We start from the raw sequence: 13366 nt of genomic DNA on the forward strand, positions 1-13366 counted from the left end.
AGCAGGGTTTTTCTCAACATCAACTATTCCTTGTTCGTTTAAGGTTTGTCCCGCGGCTGCAATGAGGGTGCGGTCGGCTTGATTGTCGGTGGCACTGGCGGGTTACGCGGGTAACCATTGCCTATTTTGCCGTTATCAATACCCTGGCCACTTGCCCCCGGCACGGAAGCACCGGTGCCCTGACGGCTGTTGGGGTTGATACGGCGGATGGGGTTGTTAACAGGCGGGGTGTTGGTGATCGGGGTGTTTTGCGCCAGCTGCTGATACTGAGCCGGCAAAGGTTCTGAAAGGGGTTGCGCCTGTAGCTGGGTGGCGAGTACACCCCCCAGCAGCAGGAATGCAAAACTGGTTCTGAACGTGTTCATCACGCCCTCCGTTTTTGATCGACCTTGAACCTTTGAGGGCCCTGCGCGTAACAGGTTCGATTGCAAGGTGTACAAAACGTGTCAGCTATCGGTTTCAGGGCCGATCACAATCACCGTCGAGTCTCTGGCTTGCGCCAGCAATGCCTCGCGGCAAACCTGATAACAATCTTCGATATGGCCATTGCCCACCAGTTTCATCACACCAAAACTGATGGTTGCCGCCACGGCCTGCCCCACAAAAGGGACAAAGCGAACCACGGATTTGGTCGCCACTTTGGTGCCCATCTTGCGGACCAGGGACATGACCAGCGTACGGCTGATGAATTTGCCGATCACTTCACTGCCAATACCACTGACAGCCACCACGATCAGACGCTTGGAACGTGAGTCCATCTGTTCGATCTGATGTGGGGTAAGGCCGAACTTGCTGTTGATGGCCGGCAGCATTTCAACCAGCAACGCGACATCCGTACCGATATCAAGCCCCGGGATGGGGATCGCAGCCGCACCTGCCGAGACGGCCGAGCGCTTGGTGACCATGGAACGGCACTCGTCACGAATACGGTCAAGCTCAGCTAATGACTTGATTAACATAGGGTTCCCCGACAGATAGAGATAAAAAAAGCCTAGTCTACTACGCCCTTTTGACCAGTAAGGCAGGCCTGTCTTTATGTAGAGGGGTTACAGCGCAGGAAATTCACAACGGCGAGGAGGTTATTGGCCGCATACGGGCCAGGATTGCACCGCAGAGGCCTGTACTCGCGTGAAGTACAGGCCGGGTTTGGGTTAAACGTCTTTTTTGACTTTTGCCCACTCAGCCTTGAGCTTGGAGACGAAGGATTCTTTAGGGGTTTCCTTGCAGGCCGTCACCACCAAAGGAGTGATTTTGGCGATACCGTCTACATCCAGCACCGCATCTTCAACTTTGCCCTGTTTGTTGATGGCTTCGCCCAGGCCAACGGCGGTCGGCTGGAAGCTCTCATCCACGGCCAGGAAATCCGCGCACGTCCATTTTGCGACGGGTTGTTTGGTTTCAGCTTGTGCAAGTGTGGAAAGTGCCGCCAAACCCACAACGCCAACTAACAAAATGTGCTTTTTCATATGCCAATATCCCTATTATCAACGATTAAGTAACATTAGTTCTGCCGCAAACAACATAGTAGTGGATGGTGTATCTGTCTATTGTTGCGACAGAATCACCTTCATTGCCTTCTCCTTGGCTGCGTTCCCGAACACCTCGTAAGCCTGGAGGATGTCTGTGAGCGCAAAGCGGTGCGTAATCAGCTTGCCCGCATCGATTTTTCCGGACTGCACGGTTTTCAGGAGCAGAGGGGTGGTATTGGTATTGACCAGCCCGGTTGAAATTGTGACGTTCTGGATCCACAATTTTTCAAGGTGCAACTCGACACTTTTGCCATGTACGCCCACGTTGGCGATGCTGCCGCCCGGGGCTATCACTGATTGGCAGGTGTCAAACGAGGCAGGAATACCCACCGCTTCAATCGCAACATCCACCCCGACGCCATGGGTCAGCTCAAAAATACGTTCAACCGCGTTTTGCGTATTGATATCGATGATATCCGTGGCCCCAAAACGCTTGGCGACCTCAAGCCGGTTTGTATCACCATCCACCATGATCAATTGGGCCGGCGAGTAAAATTGCGCGGTCAACAACGCTGCCATACCAACCGGCCCTGCCCCCACGATCACTACACTGTCGCCGGGCTTGACCTTGCCCGCGAGCACGCCAATTTCAAAACCGGTGGGCAAGATGTCACTGAGCATCACCAGAGCTTCTTCATCAGCCCCGGCGGGAACTGGGTACAGACTGTTATCTGCGTGGGGAATGCGTACTTTTTCGGCCTGGGTTCCGTTAATCAAGTGCCCCAGAATCCAGCCTCCATCCGCACAGTGGGAATACATCTGACGTCGACAATTGGCGCAGCTGCCACACGAGGTGATGCAGGATATCAATACATGATCGCCGGGCTTGAAATTGCGCACGGCCGAGCCGACCGCTTCAACCACCCCCACACCTTCATGCCCCAAAACCGTGCCGCGGGTCACTTCGGGAACATCGCCTTTGAGAATGTGCAGATCGGTGCCACAAATGGTGGTGTGCAGGATGCGCACAATGGCATCGGTCGGCTTGTCGATGACCGGATCGGGGATCTCGGCCCAGGCTTTTTCGCCGGGCCCCTGGTAGGTGAGCGCTTTCATGATGGCCTTCCTTTACCTGATCAAAAATCATCCGTGGCTGCCACTCAGGTCCCCCTGTCTGGCAGCCGCCAAAATCACTGATGCAGTTAAGCAGCCTTTTTCTGCTGTGCCCTTGCCACAGGTCACAAAAAGGGTTTTCGGACTAACGGTGCGGGTGCACGGTAAATGACACCAGTTTCACTACAATGGGCCGCACCACCAGGATGCACAGGAACGCAACCGGCATTGCCAGCTGATAAGCATGAAGCGCATTGCTCAGGTAATCTTCCTCAATGCCGGAGTTGGCTGCGGTGATTACCAAGGACATCAGAAAGGCCATGATCGTCGACATGTAGAAAGCAAAGACATAAGGCGTAGCCCGCGCGGAGAGCTTCATGCGCTTCGACGAAAGTACGGCGCTGGATGTTTTGGAGGTCATAAAAGGCCTTTTTTGAGCATGTAATAAAGAGATGACGCACCTTAGCAAGATCAAAAACGGTCAACTAGACGTTCTAGGACACTTACTTTATAAAGAAAATCTTACGAATAACCTGTAGAGCCCCTCATGAATCTGCTCGCGGCGATTGCCAGCTTTATTAAAGTGGTCGAAACGGGGTCCATCGTGGGCGCGGCAAAAAATCTGGGGCTCAGTGCCGCCGCCGTCAGCCAGACCATCAACCGCCTGGAGGAGCACCTTGGCGCTCGGTTGCTGCACCGCACCACGCGCAGTATGGCGCTGACAGAAAGCGGTGCGTTGTACTACGCAAGAGTCAGACGCGTCGCTGCAGACCTTGAGTCTGCACAAATGGCCATCAGCGCTGGCGAGACAGAACTGCAAGGGCGTTTGTGCATTGCATCGACCTCCGCGTTCGGCCGCCATGTACTGGCTCCCTTGATTGCCGGTTTTGCGGCACGCCACCCGCGCCTGCGCCTTGAACTGTGCACCACTGACGGCAAAATAAACCATATCCAGGACGGTATTGACCTGAGCCTGCGGATCAAGCCGCAGCTGGAAGAAGGCATTGTTGCGCGAAAGATCGCTTCAGTACCTTTTGTGGTGTGCGCCTCCCCTGCCTATCTGGAGCGGGCCGGTATCCCACGCAGCCCTGAAGATCTTCAGAGGCATGCCTGCCTGGCCTTTCGCTATCCGCTTGACGGGCGCTTGTTGCGCTGGGGGTTTTTCCGCGAGGGGGAGCATTACTATGTAGCGCTGAACTTCACGGCTATCAGTGACGATATCGACGCACTGACCCAAATGGCCATTTACGGTGCCGGGATTGCCCGCCTGGCAGAGTTCGTGGCTGCCCCCCATGTCGATTCAGGCCGGCTGATTGCACTGCTCAAACACAGTCACGACTCGAGCCAGTCCTGCGTCGAGCCACTGGATATTTATGCCTGCGTACAGGATCGCTCTGCCCTGACGGCCAAGGTCAAAGCGTTCATGGATTATTTGACGGAGAACCTGGACAAGAGATGGCTTAGTGCTACTACCCCAATAACAACCGCCAACTTGCACTCACTTTCAGCTGCGCACTAAAAAAGTGCAAAACTCGTTTAGATGACCATCTAAATTTAATACATTCGAAACAATTTAGTGCAGCTAAAACTTGAGCATGGCGACATTCCTTGCCAGAAAAACACCCTCATACGGAGTAGTCCATTTATCCAAAAGTGCTGATACACTCAAAATATAAAATCTTTCAAGGATGAATAAGATGAGTACTGTAACTAAGCGCGGCTGGAAATGGGCTTATCGCAAGATGCGCGACCTGCACTGCACGCGGCCTTCGGCCTTCTACCGAGCGACCTTGTACGTACTGCGCGGCGATACGGGGACCTTTATGTGTGAACTCACCCGTAAAAAAATCCGCATCAGCCGCTGATGCTGCCCACTTTATAAACTTGCAGCATTGCTTACTAACACTGCAATTCAGGGCATGGCTTTTAAATTGTTCACCCCTACAAATCAAAGGCATTGATTGTCTCTTTGAATGATTGACCTCTGCACGAACTTCGCCCGACTACCGGGGCTTGCAGTTCCAAGGTGTGCATAAAGCACCCTATGAGTGACGCTGCCCACCATGATTGAATATGGGCCTTTCGCAAGATGCGCCGCTCATTCACATCGGCTTTCTACAGGGCAACCCTGTAGGCCATACGCGGAAATACCGGCAGATTTGCCTGCAAAAAAACCCTATGCAAATTCGTATTTGCCGCTGACGGCTTCTCATAGCCTCCATTAAAAGCAGGCTTCTCACGGGCCAGGCGAAATCCTTGGGCCGCTTGCGCTTCAAAGAGAGGTACCTGTCATACCAAACCAGGGTTTTGTGCAGTCAGCCAGCAAACACACTGAATCAGATGCCCGGTGCCATACAACTGTAGCCATACCTATGAGACAATACGCTCAATGTCCGGTTTGAATCCCGCCTTCATTTCCCAGCAGTTTGGCCATAGCGTCCAAATGTTGCTGTCAACGTATGCGCATTGGTTCGACTCAAGCTCAGATTGGAGCGAGCTGGAAAAGCTCCAAATTGGTCCCATATGGGTACCGGCTGAAACCAGCGAACTCTAAGCTATTGATAGGTAAAGTAATTGATCTCCACAGCAAATATCACGATGCAGTTCGGCGCAAAGCCGCTATTCGAGAACGTTTCAGTAAAATTTGGCGCCGGTAACCGCTACGGCCTGATCGGTGCCAACGGTTGCGGCAAGTCCACCTTCATGAAGATCCTCGGTGATGACCTTGAGCCGTCCGGCGGCCAGGTCATGCTGGAGCCGAACGTGCGTCTGGGTAAATTGCGCCAGGACCAGTTCGCCTACGAAGAATTCACCGTGATCGATACCGTGATCATGGGTCACGAAGAGCTGTGGAAGGTCAAGGCCGAGCGCGATCGCATTTATTCGCTGCCGGAAATGACTGAAGAAGACGGCATGGCCGTAGCCGAACTCGAAACCGAGTTCGCTGAAATGGACGGTTACACCGCCGAATCCCGTGCCGGCGAGCTGTTGCTGGGCCTGGGTATCGGTATCGAGCAGCATTTCGGCCCGATGAGCGAAGTGTCGCCAGGCTGGAAACTGCGCGTATTGCTGGCTCAGGCACTGTTCTCCGATCCTGAAGTAATGCTGCTCGACGAACCCACCAACCACCTGGATATCAACACCATCCGCTGGCTGGAAAACATTCTGACCCAGCGCAACAGCCTGATGATCATCATCTCCCACGACCGTCACTTCCTGAACAGCGTGTGCACCCACATGGCTGACCTGGACTACGGCGAGTTGCGTCTGTTCCCGGGCAACTATGACGAGTACATGACCGTCGCGACCCAGTCGCGCGAGCAACTGCTGTCGGAAAACGCCAAGAAGAAAGCGCAGATCAACGAACTGCAAGCGTTCGTCAGCCGCTTCTCGGCCAACGCCTCGAAATCCAAGCAGGCCAGCTCCCGCGCCAAGGCAATCGACAAGATCACCCTGGCCGAGGTCAAGCCTTCGAGCCGTGTCAGCCCGTTCATTCGCTTCGAGCAGAACAAGAAGCTGCACCGTCAGGCTGTGATTGTCGAGCAAATGGCCAAAGGCTTTGATGGCAAGACTCTGTTCAAGGACTTCAGCTTCACCGTTGAAGCCGGCGAGCGCGTTGCGATCATTGGCCCGAACGGTATTGGCAAAACCACCCTGCTGCGCACCCTGGTCAACGAACTGACCCCGGATGCCGGTACGGTGAAGTGGACTGAAGCCGCCGAACTGGGCTACTACGCCCAGGATCACGCTCACGATTTCGAAGACGACATGACCCTGTTCGACTGGATGGGCCAATGGACCCAGGGCGAACAAATGGTGCGCGGTACTTTGGGCCGCATGCTGTTTTCCAACGATGACATCCTCAAGTCGGTCAAGGTTATTTCCGGTGGTGAGCAAGGTCGCATGCTGTTCGGCAAGTTGATCCTGCAAAAGGCCAACGTGCTGGTCATGGACGAACCGACCAACCACTTGGACATGGAATCCATCGAGGCGCTGAACCTGGCACTCGAGAACTACCCGGGCACCCTGGTATTCGTCAGCCATGACCGTGAGTTCGTATCCTCCCTGGCCACTCGTATTATCGAGCTGAGCCCAAGCGGCGTGATCGACTTCAGCGGCACCTACGATGACTACCTGCGCAGCCAGGGCGTTACGTTCTGATTCAGGCACTGCCTGATCAGCTATAACGAAAACCCCGTCCTGGTGATGGGGTTTTTCGTTTCTGGCCTTTAGCCACTCGCGTGAGGCCTGATACAGCGCAGCGCCTTTATCGCGAGCAAGCCCGCTCCCACAGGCTGTGTGCGTGGGCCAATATTACCGTTAGCCTGCTTTCTTTTATCCCGGGGCCGCGCCATCATGTCGGTTACCGATCGCCAGCCGGACTCCCCGCTAATGCCCGCGCAACACCCTTCCCCTGCAAGCTCCCTGTCGATCACCCTGCAGATCCTGTCGATCGTGTTCTACACCTTTATTGCCTTTATCTGTATTGGCTTGCCGATAGCCGTTTTGCCGAGCTATGTGCATGACCAACTGGGCTTCAGTGCGATCGTCGCAGGGCTGGCCATTGCGTCGCAGTATCTGGCCACCCTGCTGAGCCGCCCCTCAGCCGGGCGACTGGTCGACAGCATCGGCACCAAGCCCGCCATCGTGTATGGCTTGACCGGCATCGCCATCAGCGGCGTGCTCACGTCCCTGGCCGTAGCGCTGCAAGACTGGCCACTGTTGAGCCTGGGCGTTTTGATTGTCGGCCGGGTATTTCTCGGCATTGCCCAGGGCCTGATCGGTGTCGGCACCATCACCTGGGGCATTGCCCAGGTGGGATCTCAACATACCGCCAGAGCTATCGGCTGGAATGGCATTGCGTCCTATGGCGCGATCGCCATTGGCGCGCCTCTGGGCGTGGTGATGGTCGACCGGCTGGGCTTTGCCATGCTGGGTGTAACCCTGTTGCTGCTGGCGCTGGCAGCCTTGGGGCTGATTCGCAAAAAACCGGCAATCCCGGCGGTCGCTGGCGTGCGCCTGCCCTTTTGGTCAGTGTTTGGCCTGATTGCTCCCTATGGCATCAGCCTGACCCTGGCCTCTATTGGCTATGGCACGCTGACCACCTTTATCACCCTGTTTTATATTGACCAGGGCTGGGACGGGGCTGCGTATTGCCTGTCAGTATTTGGTGTGTGTTTTATCCTGGGCCGCCTGATCTTTACCAACAGCATCAGCCGCTTTGGTGGCTACAACGTGGCGATTGCCTGCATGAGCATCGAAACGCTGGGGCTGGTCATGCTGTGGCTGGCACCCAGCACCGCATTTGCCCTGGCAGGGGCAGGGTTGACCGGCTTTGGCTTGTCCCTGGTGTACCCGGCCCTGGGTGTCGAAGCGGTCAAGCAAGTGCCTGTTTCCAGCCGCGGCGCCGGGTTAAGTGCCTATGCCGTGTTTTTTGACCTGGCACTGGCCATCGCGGGGCCGATCATGGGGGTTATTGCGCTGAACATGGGGTACCCGTGGATATTCTTCAGTGCAGCGGTGATGTGCATTCTGGGATTACTGTTGAGCGTTTGGTTGTCAAACCGAAAAACGCGTTAAAACTTCTTCTGACATGGCGAACTGATTACGCTCAGTAATAATCGGAAAAAGTTAAATCGTTTAGCCATCATTGTGCGAAGAGCACTTAGGGATATTATTTTCTGCGCTGTAATACCAATTATTTTGGATAACACTGCAGAGTATCATATGAAAAAGTATCTAACGATAATGGCAGTACCTTTTTTGTTCATGGGCCTGCAAGCAACAGCCCACGCGGAGTCCAAAGATTTTTATGACTTCCCGCCGGGATGGCCGTGCTGCCCGTTCAGTGATGCGAACCTTAAAACCAATATTCAGCCAATGAAAAATGCCACTGACACGTTACTGCAAATTCAGGGCGTAACTTTCGACTGGAAGGACGGTGGCCGTAAAGATATCGGCGTTCTTGCCCAAAACGTACAAAAAGTTTATCCGCAGTTGGTGCGCGAGGATAACAATCAGTTACGCGTCGACTACGAGAAACTTGTCGCCCCCCTGATCGAATCAGTGCGCGAAATGGATGCGCGTATCAAACAACTTGAAGCCGCGCAAAAATAGAACTAACAGTGGCGAGCGCCCAACCGGCCAACAGGGCAAGTCTGGTGGTCGGTTGAAGCGGTTCTGCCCTGTGCTGCAGGTTCCAGGACCTTGCTGAAAAACCTCCCCGCCTCATAAATCAGGTCACGATGGATGTCTTCTCGATCAACCCCTTGAGCATCCGTGCATAAACCGGGCATAACCGCCATTTGCTCGTCGCTGCAGGGCGCCATGAAGACGAAGTGCCCGGCACCGGGGATCATCTTGAACTCAGGTTCCACGGGCAGCTTGCGCGCCAGGGCATCGGCATTCTTATCGGGAAACACCAACTGATCGTTGTCACCGCTGTACAGCAGCACAGGCACATTCACATCAGCCAGGGTTTGCCGGCCGAACATCAGGCTCAAAGGCGCCATCAGCAACAGGGCTTTTACGCGAGGGTCCGAGACAGCGACCAAGTCATCACGATCGGCGATCAACTCGCCCTTGGTAGTACAGGCATCACGGTCTTCAGGGCGTTCCTGGCAATAGCGGCGCAGTCGATCCAGGTCAGGCTGGGCGCCGGCCAGGATCAACGCCGTTTCGCCCCCTGCCGAGTAACCGATGACCCCTGCTTGATCGTCTTGCACATAGGGTGACAAATCGTGATCGGCCAGAGTCGCGCTGATCGCAGCAGATATTTGCATCGGCCGCCCATAAAGGTTACTCAGTGTGCCCAGACGGCTGTGATCCTTGTAATTGTCGCCAGGGTGCAGCACGGCGACTACTACAAACCCCTTGCGCGCCAATGAGGTGGCCAGGTCATGCAACGCCAGTGGCGTGCCGGTGTTTCCATGGGACAGCATCAGCAGCGGATAACGGCCCATGGCGATTTTCGCGCCTTCGGTGGCTTGCACTTCGTAGCTGCCCATCTTGCTGACGCCTTCGGGATCCGTGGAAGGATAAAAGGCAATGGCGCGCATGGGCTGATCGTCCAGCGGATCGAGAAAGCTCAGGCGATGAAAACCCACGCTCCAGGGGTATACGGGCTCAGCTTGCACCATGACAGGGCAACCTGCGATCAACAACACCAGTACCGCACACAGACGCATCATGGAGGCTCACCTTCAACGGTGCATTGCTCGACAGCATCACACTCTGCACAACCCGGGCCAGACGCAAAAAACTCCGTACCCCGATCCTTTTACAAAGACCAGAATACAGAGTTTAGACAGTGCTGCGCCTGAGATTGCTTACGCTGCGCTGAACAGATCCTGCTTGATATGCGCATGTGCATCGCTCATGGCTTTGCTGCGTACCTCGTCGCCATAGGCCAGGCCGTGGGCGCGGACAAATTCGACGTCGGTAATGCCCATGAAGCCCAGCATCACTTTCAAGTAATCTTCGTGAGCTACGCCGGTTTCCTGACCCGCATGCAGGCCACCGGAGGTCGATACCACTACTACTTTCTTGTTGCCGCACAGCCCTACAGGGCCGGCTTCGGTATAACGAAAGGTCTGGCCAGCAACTGCGATGCGGTCAATCCAGGCCTTGAGCTGGGTTGGAATGGTGAAATTGTACATCGGCGCTGCAATCACCACCGCGTCAGCCGCGAGAAACTGGGCCAGGGTGTCAGCACTCAACTGGGCTTCGTGTTTTTGTGCCGCATCACGCAGCTCGGCCGGAGTACCGGCAGCCACCAGGGTGGCGGCCGAGAAATGTTCAATGGCTTCAGCGGCCAGGTCGCGGTAGCTGACCTCTACTTGTGGATCAGCAGCCTGCCATGCCTTGACCACTTCGCTGCTCAACTGACGGGATGCCGAGTTGTCGCCCAGAATGCTCGAATCGATATGCAACAGTTTCATGGTGATCTCCAGATGATGACCGCCTCTGGGCGATCTCGATGGAGGGGATACTACCAATGAAAGCAATCGACGATAAGTTGGCCATTATGCGATAGTTCGTCCCACCTGCAGGACAGTGAGCACGCCATGCAAGACCTTAACGACCTTTACTATTTCGCCAAGGTGGTCGAATCCGGTGGCTTCGCTGCTGCCGGACGATTGCTGGGCATCCCCAAGTCACGTCTGTCGCGGCGCGTGGCCGAACTTGAAGAGCGTCTGGGCGCCCGCTTGCTGCAGCGCACCACACGTCAGCTCAAGCTGACCGCTGTGGGCGAGCGTTATCTGCGCCATTGCCAGGCCATGTTGCTGGAAGCCGAAATGGCCGACGAAGCCGTTGCCAGCATGTCCAGCGAGCCACGCGGCCCCTTGCGAGTGTCGTGCCCTGTGGGGCTGGCCCATGAATTTATGCCCGGGGTGATCAGTTCCTTTCTGCAGGCCTATCCCCTGGTGCAGCTGGAGGTCAACCTGCTCAACCGTCGCGTCGATCTGGTCACCGACGGCATCGATGTGGCCTTACGGGTGCGCGAAGAAGGCGATGAAGACCCGTCGCTGGTCACGCGGCGCCTGCGTCAGGCCCGCACCGTGATGGTAGCCACCCCCGAATTTGCCCGTAATTGGCCGGTTGATAGCCCTGAAGACCTGAAAAAAATCCCGCTGCTGGGCGCGCTCGAGGCCGATCGCATGGTTCACTTGCGCATGCTCGACGAGCACGGCAAGGGCTGCAACCTGGTGCTTGAAGCACGCCTGGGGGTTGACGATTTTATCGTGCGCAAAGCTTGCACCTTGGCCGGCCTGGGTTTCACCGTGTTACCCATGATGTATTGCGAGCAGGAGCTGCAAGACGGCCAGCTTGTTCAACTATTGCCCAAATGGACCCTGCCCGGTGGCTGGCTGCACGCAGTGTATCCCCACAGACGCGGGGTGATACCGGCCGTGCGGGCCTGGATCGACCACCTGGTTGAGTCATTCGAAAGCTGTGGAGACAAACTGCTATGACCGCAATGACCAAACAGGATGTAGCCGAATTCTGCCGAAACCTGCCGGGCGCTCAGGAAGCAGTGAAATGGGGTGGGGTCGAGGTTTTTTTTATCGACGACAGCAAGATGTTTGCCCTGTTCAACCTCAACAGCAACGGGCTTTCGTTCAAGGTCGAGAAAGAACTGTTTCTGGGCTACATCGATCGGCCGGGTATACGCCCGTCGCCTTATCTGGCGCGAGCGTACTGGATCAATATGCAAGCACCTTATCCGATGGGCGCTGAAGAGCTGCAGGACCTGTTGCGCCGTTCCCACCAACTGGTGGTGGGAAAACTGGCGAAAAAACGTCAGATCGGTTTACTGCTGTAACCGCAACAGCTGGAGAAACGACCTGTTCAGGAACAGGACGTCGATCCATACCACCTGATGCACAGCCACAATCAACCAGAACAACAGCTGATAAGACAATTTGCGGGTTTTGTGGCGAAACATTTGTTGCGCCACCAGTGCCCCTGGCCAACCGCCCAGCAGCTCAACCCCGTGCAAGATTTTCTCCGGCGTGCGCCACTGGCCAGCTGCGGCCTGTTGCTTGTCGTAGCGGTACAGGCCGAACGCCAGCAGGCTGGCCACTGCATAGGCCAGCAACGGCAGCGGGCTGCCCTCGGTGAGCAACACGCTCACCGAGCCACCAATCGGCAAGGCACACAGCACTAGCAATACCAGCAACTTGAGCTTCAAGCCACGCACCAGTGCGCCGTTATGCCCATTCCTCACGCTGCAGCTGCCGTCCAGTCAATCCAGCCGAACTGCCAGGTGGCCAGGATCAACAGGCCAAAACCAATACGATACCAGGCAAAAACGGCATAGCTGTGATTGGAAATAAACTTCAGCAAGGCGCGTACTGCGATCATGGCGAAGATAAACGAGGTGACAAAACCGATCGCGAATACTGGCAGGTCGTCAGGCTGGAACAGATGACGGTATTTGTAGCCGGAGTAAACCGCAGCACCGACCATGGTCGGCATGGCCAGGAAGAATGAGAACTCGGTGGCCGCTTTGCGCGACAGACCAAACAGCAGGCCGCCGATAATGGTCGAACCCGAGCGCGAAGTGCCGGGAATCATCGCCAGGCACTGGGCAAAGCCGATTTTAACTGCGTCTTTCCAGGTCATGTCGTCCACGGTTTCAGCGCGAATCACATGCTGGCGGCGCTCGGCCCACAGCATGATCACACCGCCAATCACCAGGGCCGTGGCCACGGTAATCGGGTTGAACAGGTACTCGTGGATCACATCGGCAAAAATCACCCCCAGCACCACCGCCGGCATCACCGCGATAATCAGGTTGGTGGTGAAACGACGTGCCTCGGGCTTGGTGGGCAAACCAACGACAACATCGATGATCTTGCGGCGAAACTCCCAGACCACAGCCAAAATCGCACCCAACTGGATGATGATGTTGAATGCCATCGCCCGCTCGCCGCCAAAGTTGAGCAAGTCGGCCACAATAATCTGGTGGCCCGTACTCGAGATCGGCAAAAACTCCGTCAAGCCTTCAACGACGCCCAAAATCAACGCCTGAGCGGCAGTCCAAAGATCCATTATTCCCCCATAAAGCCCTGCCTCATGCAGAGCTGATTAGTCTTGATTAAGGTGTTGCAGCCACGGCCCCGGAGCAGGATAAAAGTGCGACATGCGCCCCGACGCGCTGTGAAAAAACTGTCAGAAATCAATAAAGATGAAGCTTTGCCAATTTCGGCCGAGATCCTATCAGACACGTTCCACTTTCGCTGCTATGACATGAGCTCGGTCTCGTCTGACAGGCAAGT

16 protein-coding genes and 1 pseudogene are annotated in these 13366 nt (G+C 55.6%); 8 read left to right on the forward strand and 9 right to left on the reverse strand.

The window, feature by feature from the left end:
* Positions 1-38: 38 nt before the first annotated feature.
* From GHN92_RS12595 to GHN92_RS12615, 5 genes are all read right to left on the reverse strand, one after another.
* Complete coding sequence (locus tag GHN92_RS12595) at positions 39-365, reverse strand: hypothetical protein (RefSeq protein ID WP_153380297.1); 327 nt, start codon at positions 363-365, stop codon at positions 39-41.
* An 81-nt stretch (positions 366-446) separates the two neighbouring features.
* Positions 447-905, reverse strand: a complete 459-nt coding sequence (locus GHN92_RS12600) for a hypothetical protein (protein WP_232527584.1) — start codon at positions 903-905, stop codon at positions 447-449.
* Between the two features lie 246 nt (positions 906-1151).
* Positions 1152-1466 (reverse strand): acid-activated periplasmic chaperone HdeA, encoded by a 315-nt coding sequence (hdeA, locus tag GHN92_RS12605; RefSeq protein WP_095000165.1) that lies wholly within the window; start codon positions 1464-1466, stop codon positions 1152-1154.
* 78 nt (positions 1467-1544) lie between these two features.
* Positions 1545-2585 carry a zinc-dependent alcohol dehydrogenase family protein gene (locus tag GHN92_RS12610; RefSeq protein WP_095000164.1) on the reverse strand — a complete coding sequence of 347 codons (1041 nt, stop codon included), beginning with the start codon at positions 2583-2585 and terminating at the stop codon, positions 1545-1547.
* A gap of 142 nt (positions 2586-2727) precedes the next feature.
* Positions 2728-3003, reverse strand: a complete 276-nt coding sequence (locus tag GHN92_RS12615) for a DUF2798 domain-containing protein (RefSeq protein ID WP_095000163.1) — start codon at positions 3001-3003, stop codon at positions 2728-2730.
* Positions 3004-3129: 126 nt separating this feature from the next.
* On the opposite strand from GHN92_RS12615, the gene GHN92_RS12620 reads away from it, so the two are divergent.
* From GHN92_RS12620 to GHN92_RS12635, 6 genes and pseudogenes are all read left to right on the forward strand, one after another.
* Positions 3130-4101 carry a LysR family transcriptional regulator gene (locus tag GHN92_RS12620; protein ID WP_095000162.1) on the forward strand — a complete coding sequence of 324 codons (972 nt, stop codon included), beginning with the start codon at positions 3130-3132 and terminating at the stop codon, positions 4099-4101.
* A gap of 178 nt (positions 4102-4279) precedes the next feature.
* Positions 4280-4447 (forward strand): hypothetical protein, encoded by a 168-nt coding sequence (locus tag GHN92_RS23860; RefSeq protein WP_169916325.1) that lies wholly within the window; start codon positions 4280-4282, stop codon positions 4445-4447.
* A 470-nt stretch (positions 4448-4917) separates the two neighbouring features.
* Positions 4918-5136 (forward strand): annotated as a pseudogene (locus GHN92_RS24165) (hypothetical protein); the annotation flags it as partial.
* A 20-nt stretch (positions 5137-5156) separates the two neighbouring features.
* Positions 5157-6743 (forward strand): ABC-F family ATPase, encoded by a 1587-nt coding sequence (locus GHN92_RS12625; protein ID WP_153380299.1) that lies wholly within the window; start codon positions 5157-5159, stop codon positions 6741-6743.
* 231 nt (positions 6744-6974) lie between these two features.
* Positions 6975-8162 carry an MFS transporter gene (locus GHN92_RS12630; RefSeq protein WP_095000161.1) on the forward strand — a complete coding sequence of 396 codons (1188 nt, stop codon included), beginning with the start codon at positions 6975-6977 and terminating at the stop codon, positions 8160-8162.
* Positions 8163-8309: 147 nt separating this feature from the next.
* Positions 8310-8699 (forward strand): tail fiber domain-containing protein, encoded by a 390-nt coding sequence (locus tag GHN92_RS12635; protein WP_095000160.1) that lies wholly within the window; start codon positions 8310-8312, stop codon positions 8697-8699.
* A gap of 2 nt (positions 8700-8701) precedes the next feature.
* Here GHN92_RS12635 and GHN92_RS12640 read toward each other — a convergent pair whose 3' ends face one another.
* Together GHN92_RS12640 and GHN92_RS12645 are read right to left on the reverse strand one after the other, a co-directional pair.
* On the reverse strand, positions 8702-9772 hold the full coding sequence (locus GHN92_RS12640) for a dienelactone hydrolase (protein ID WP_153380301.1): 1071 nt from the start codon (positions 9770-9772) through the stop codon (positions 8702-8704).
* Between the two features lie 138 nt (positions 9773-9910).
* Complete coding sequence (locus GHN92_RS12645; protein WP_095000158.1) at positions 9911-10522, reverse strand: FMN-dependent NADH-azoreductase; 612 nt, start codon at positions 10520-10522, stop codon at positions 9911-9913.
* Between the two features lie 126 nt (positions 10523-10648).
* Here GHN92_RS12645 and GHN92_RS12650 point away from each other — a divergent pair, with 126 nt between their 5' ends.
* The gene (locus tag GHN92_RS12650) at positions 10649-11557 is read left to right on the forward strand and encodes a LysR substrate-binding domain-containing protein (protein ID WP_095000157.1); all 909 of its coding nucleotides are present in this window, start codon (positions 10649-10651) and stop codon (positions 11555-11557) included.
* A 5-nt stretch (positions 11558-11562) separates the two neighbouring features.
* Positions 11563-11907, forward strand: coding sequence for an MmcQ/YjbR family DNA-binding protein (locus GHN92_RS12655; protein ID WP_095018561.1), 345 nt, complete (start codon positions 11563-11565; stop codon positions 11905-11907).
* Here GHN92_RS12655 and GHN92_RS12660 read toward each other — a convergent pair.
* Together GHN92_RS12660 and GHN92_RS12665 are read right to left on the reverse strand one after the other, a co-directional pair.
* Entirely contained in the window at positions 11896-12312 is a 417-nt protein-coding gene (locus GHN92_RS12660) for a DUF1294 domain-containing protein (RefSeq protein ID WP_372239744.1), read from the reverse strand. The two genes, GHN92_RS12655 and GHN92_RS12660, sit on opposite strands and share 12 nt — an antisense overlap.
* Positions 12309-13139, reverse strand: a complete 831-nt coding sequence (locus GHN92_RS12665) for an undecaprenyl-diphosphate phosphatase (RefSeq protein ID WP_095019896.1) — start codon at positions 13137-13139, stop codon at positions 12309-12311. Before GHN92_RS12665 ends, GHN92_RS12660 begins: the two co-directional genes overlap by 4 nt.
* Positions 13140-13366 lie beyond the last annotated feature (227 nt).

Source organism: Pseudomonas sp. FSL R10-2964, assembly GCF_009600035.1.
Lineage (GTDB): Bacteria > Pseudomonadota > Gammaproteobacteria > Pseudomonadales > Pseudomonadaceae > Aquipseudomonas > Aquipseudomonas bubulae.

Coding starts and splice junctions, on each gene's coding strand:
- GHN92_RS12595 (WP_153380297.1), bottom strand. CDS start 365: ATGAACACGTTCAGAACCAGTTTTGCATTCCTGCTGCTGGGGGGTGTA.
- GHN92_RS12600 (WP_232527584.1), bottom strand. CDS start 905: ATGGTCACCAAGCGCTCGGCCGTCTCGGCAGGTGCGGCTGCGATCCCC.
- hdeA (WP_095000165.1), bottom strand. CDS start 1,466: ATGAAAAAGCACATTTTGTTAGTTGGCGTTGTGGGTTTGGCGGCACTT.
- GHN92_RS12610 (WP_095000164.1), bottom strand. CDS start 2,585: ATGAAAGCGCTCACCTACCAGGGGCCCGGCGAAAAAGCCTGGGCCGAG.
- GHN92_RS12615 (WP_095000163.1), bottom strand. CDS start 3,003: ATGACCTCCAAAACATCCAGCGCCGTACTTTCGTCGAAGCGCATGAAG.
- GHN92_RS12620 (WP_095000162.1), top strand. CDS start 3,130: ATGAATCTGCTCGCGGCGATTGCCAGCTTTATTAAAGTGGTCGAAACG.
- GHN92_RS23860 (WP_169916325.1), top strand. CDS start 4,280: ATGAGTACTGTAACTAAGCGCGGCTGGAAATGGGCTTATCGCAAGATG.
- GHN92_RS12630 (WP_095000161.1), top strand. CDS start 6,975: ATGCCCGCGCAACACCCTTCCCCTGCAAGCTCCCTGTCGATCACCCTG.
- GHN92_RS12635 (WP_095000160.1), top strand. CDS start 8,310: ATGAAAAAGTATCTAACGATAATGGCAGTACCTTTTTTGTTCATGGGC.
- GHN92_RS12640 (WP_153380301.1), bottom strand. CDS start 9,772: ATGATGCGTCTGTGTGCGGTACTGGTGTTGTTGATCGCAGGTTGCCCT.
- GHN92_RS12645 (WP_095000158.1), bottom strand. CDS start 10,522: ATGAAACTGTTGCATATCGATTCGAGCATTCTGGGCGACAACTCGGCA.
- GHN92_RS12650 (WP_095000157.1), top strand. CDS start 10,649: ATGCAAGACCTTAACGACCTTTACTATTTCGCCAAGGTGGTCGAATCC.
- GHN92_RS12655 (WP_095018561.1), top strand. CDS start 11,563: ATGACCAAACAGGATGTAGCCGAATTCTGCCGAAACCTGCCGGGCGCT.
- GHN92_RS12665 (WP_095019896.1), bottom strand. CDS start 13,139: ATGGATCTTTGGACTGCCGCTCAGGCGTTGATTTTGGGCGTCGTTGAA.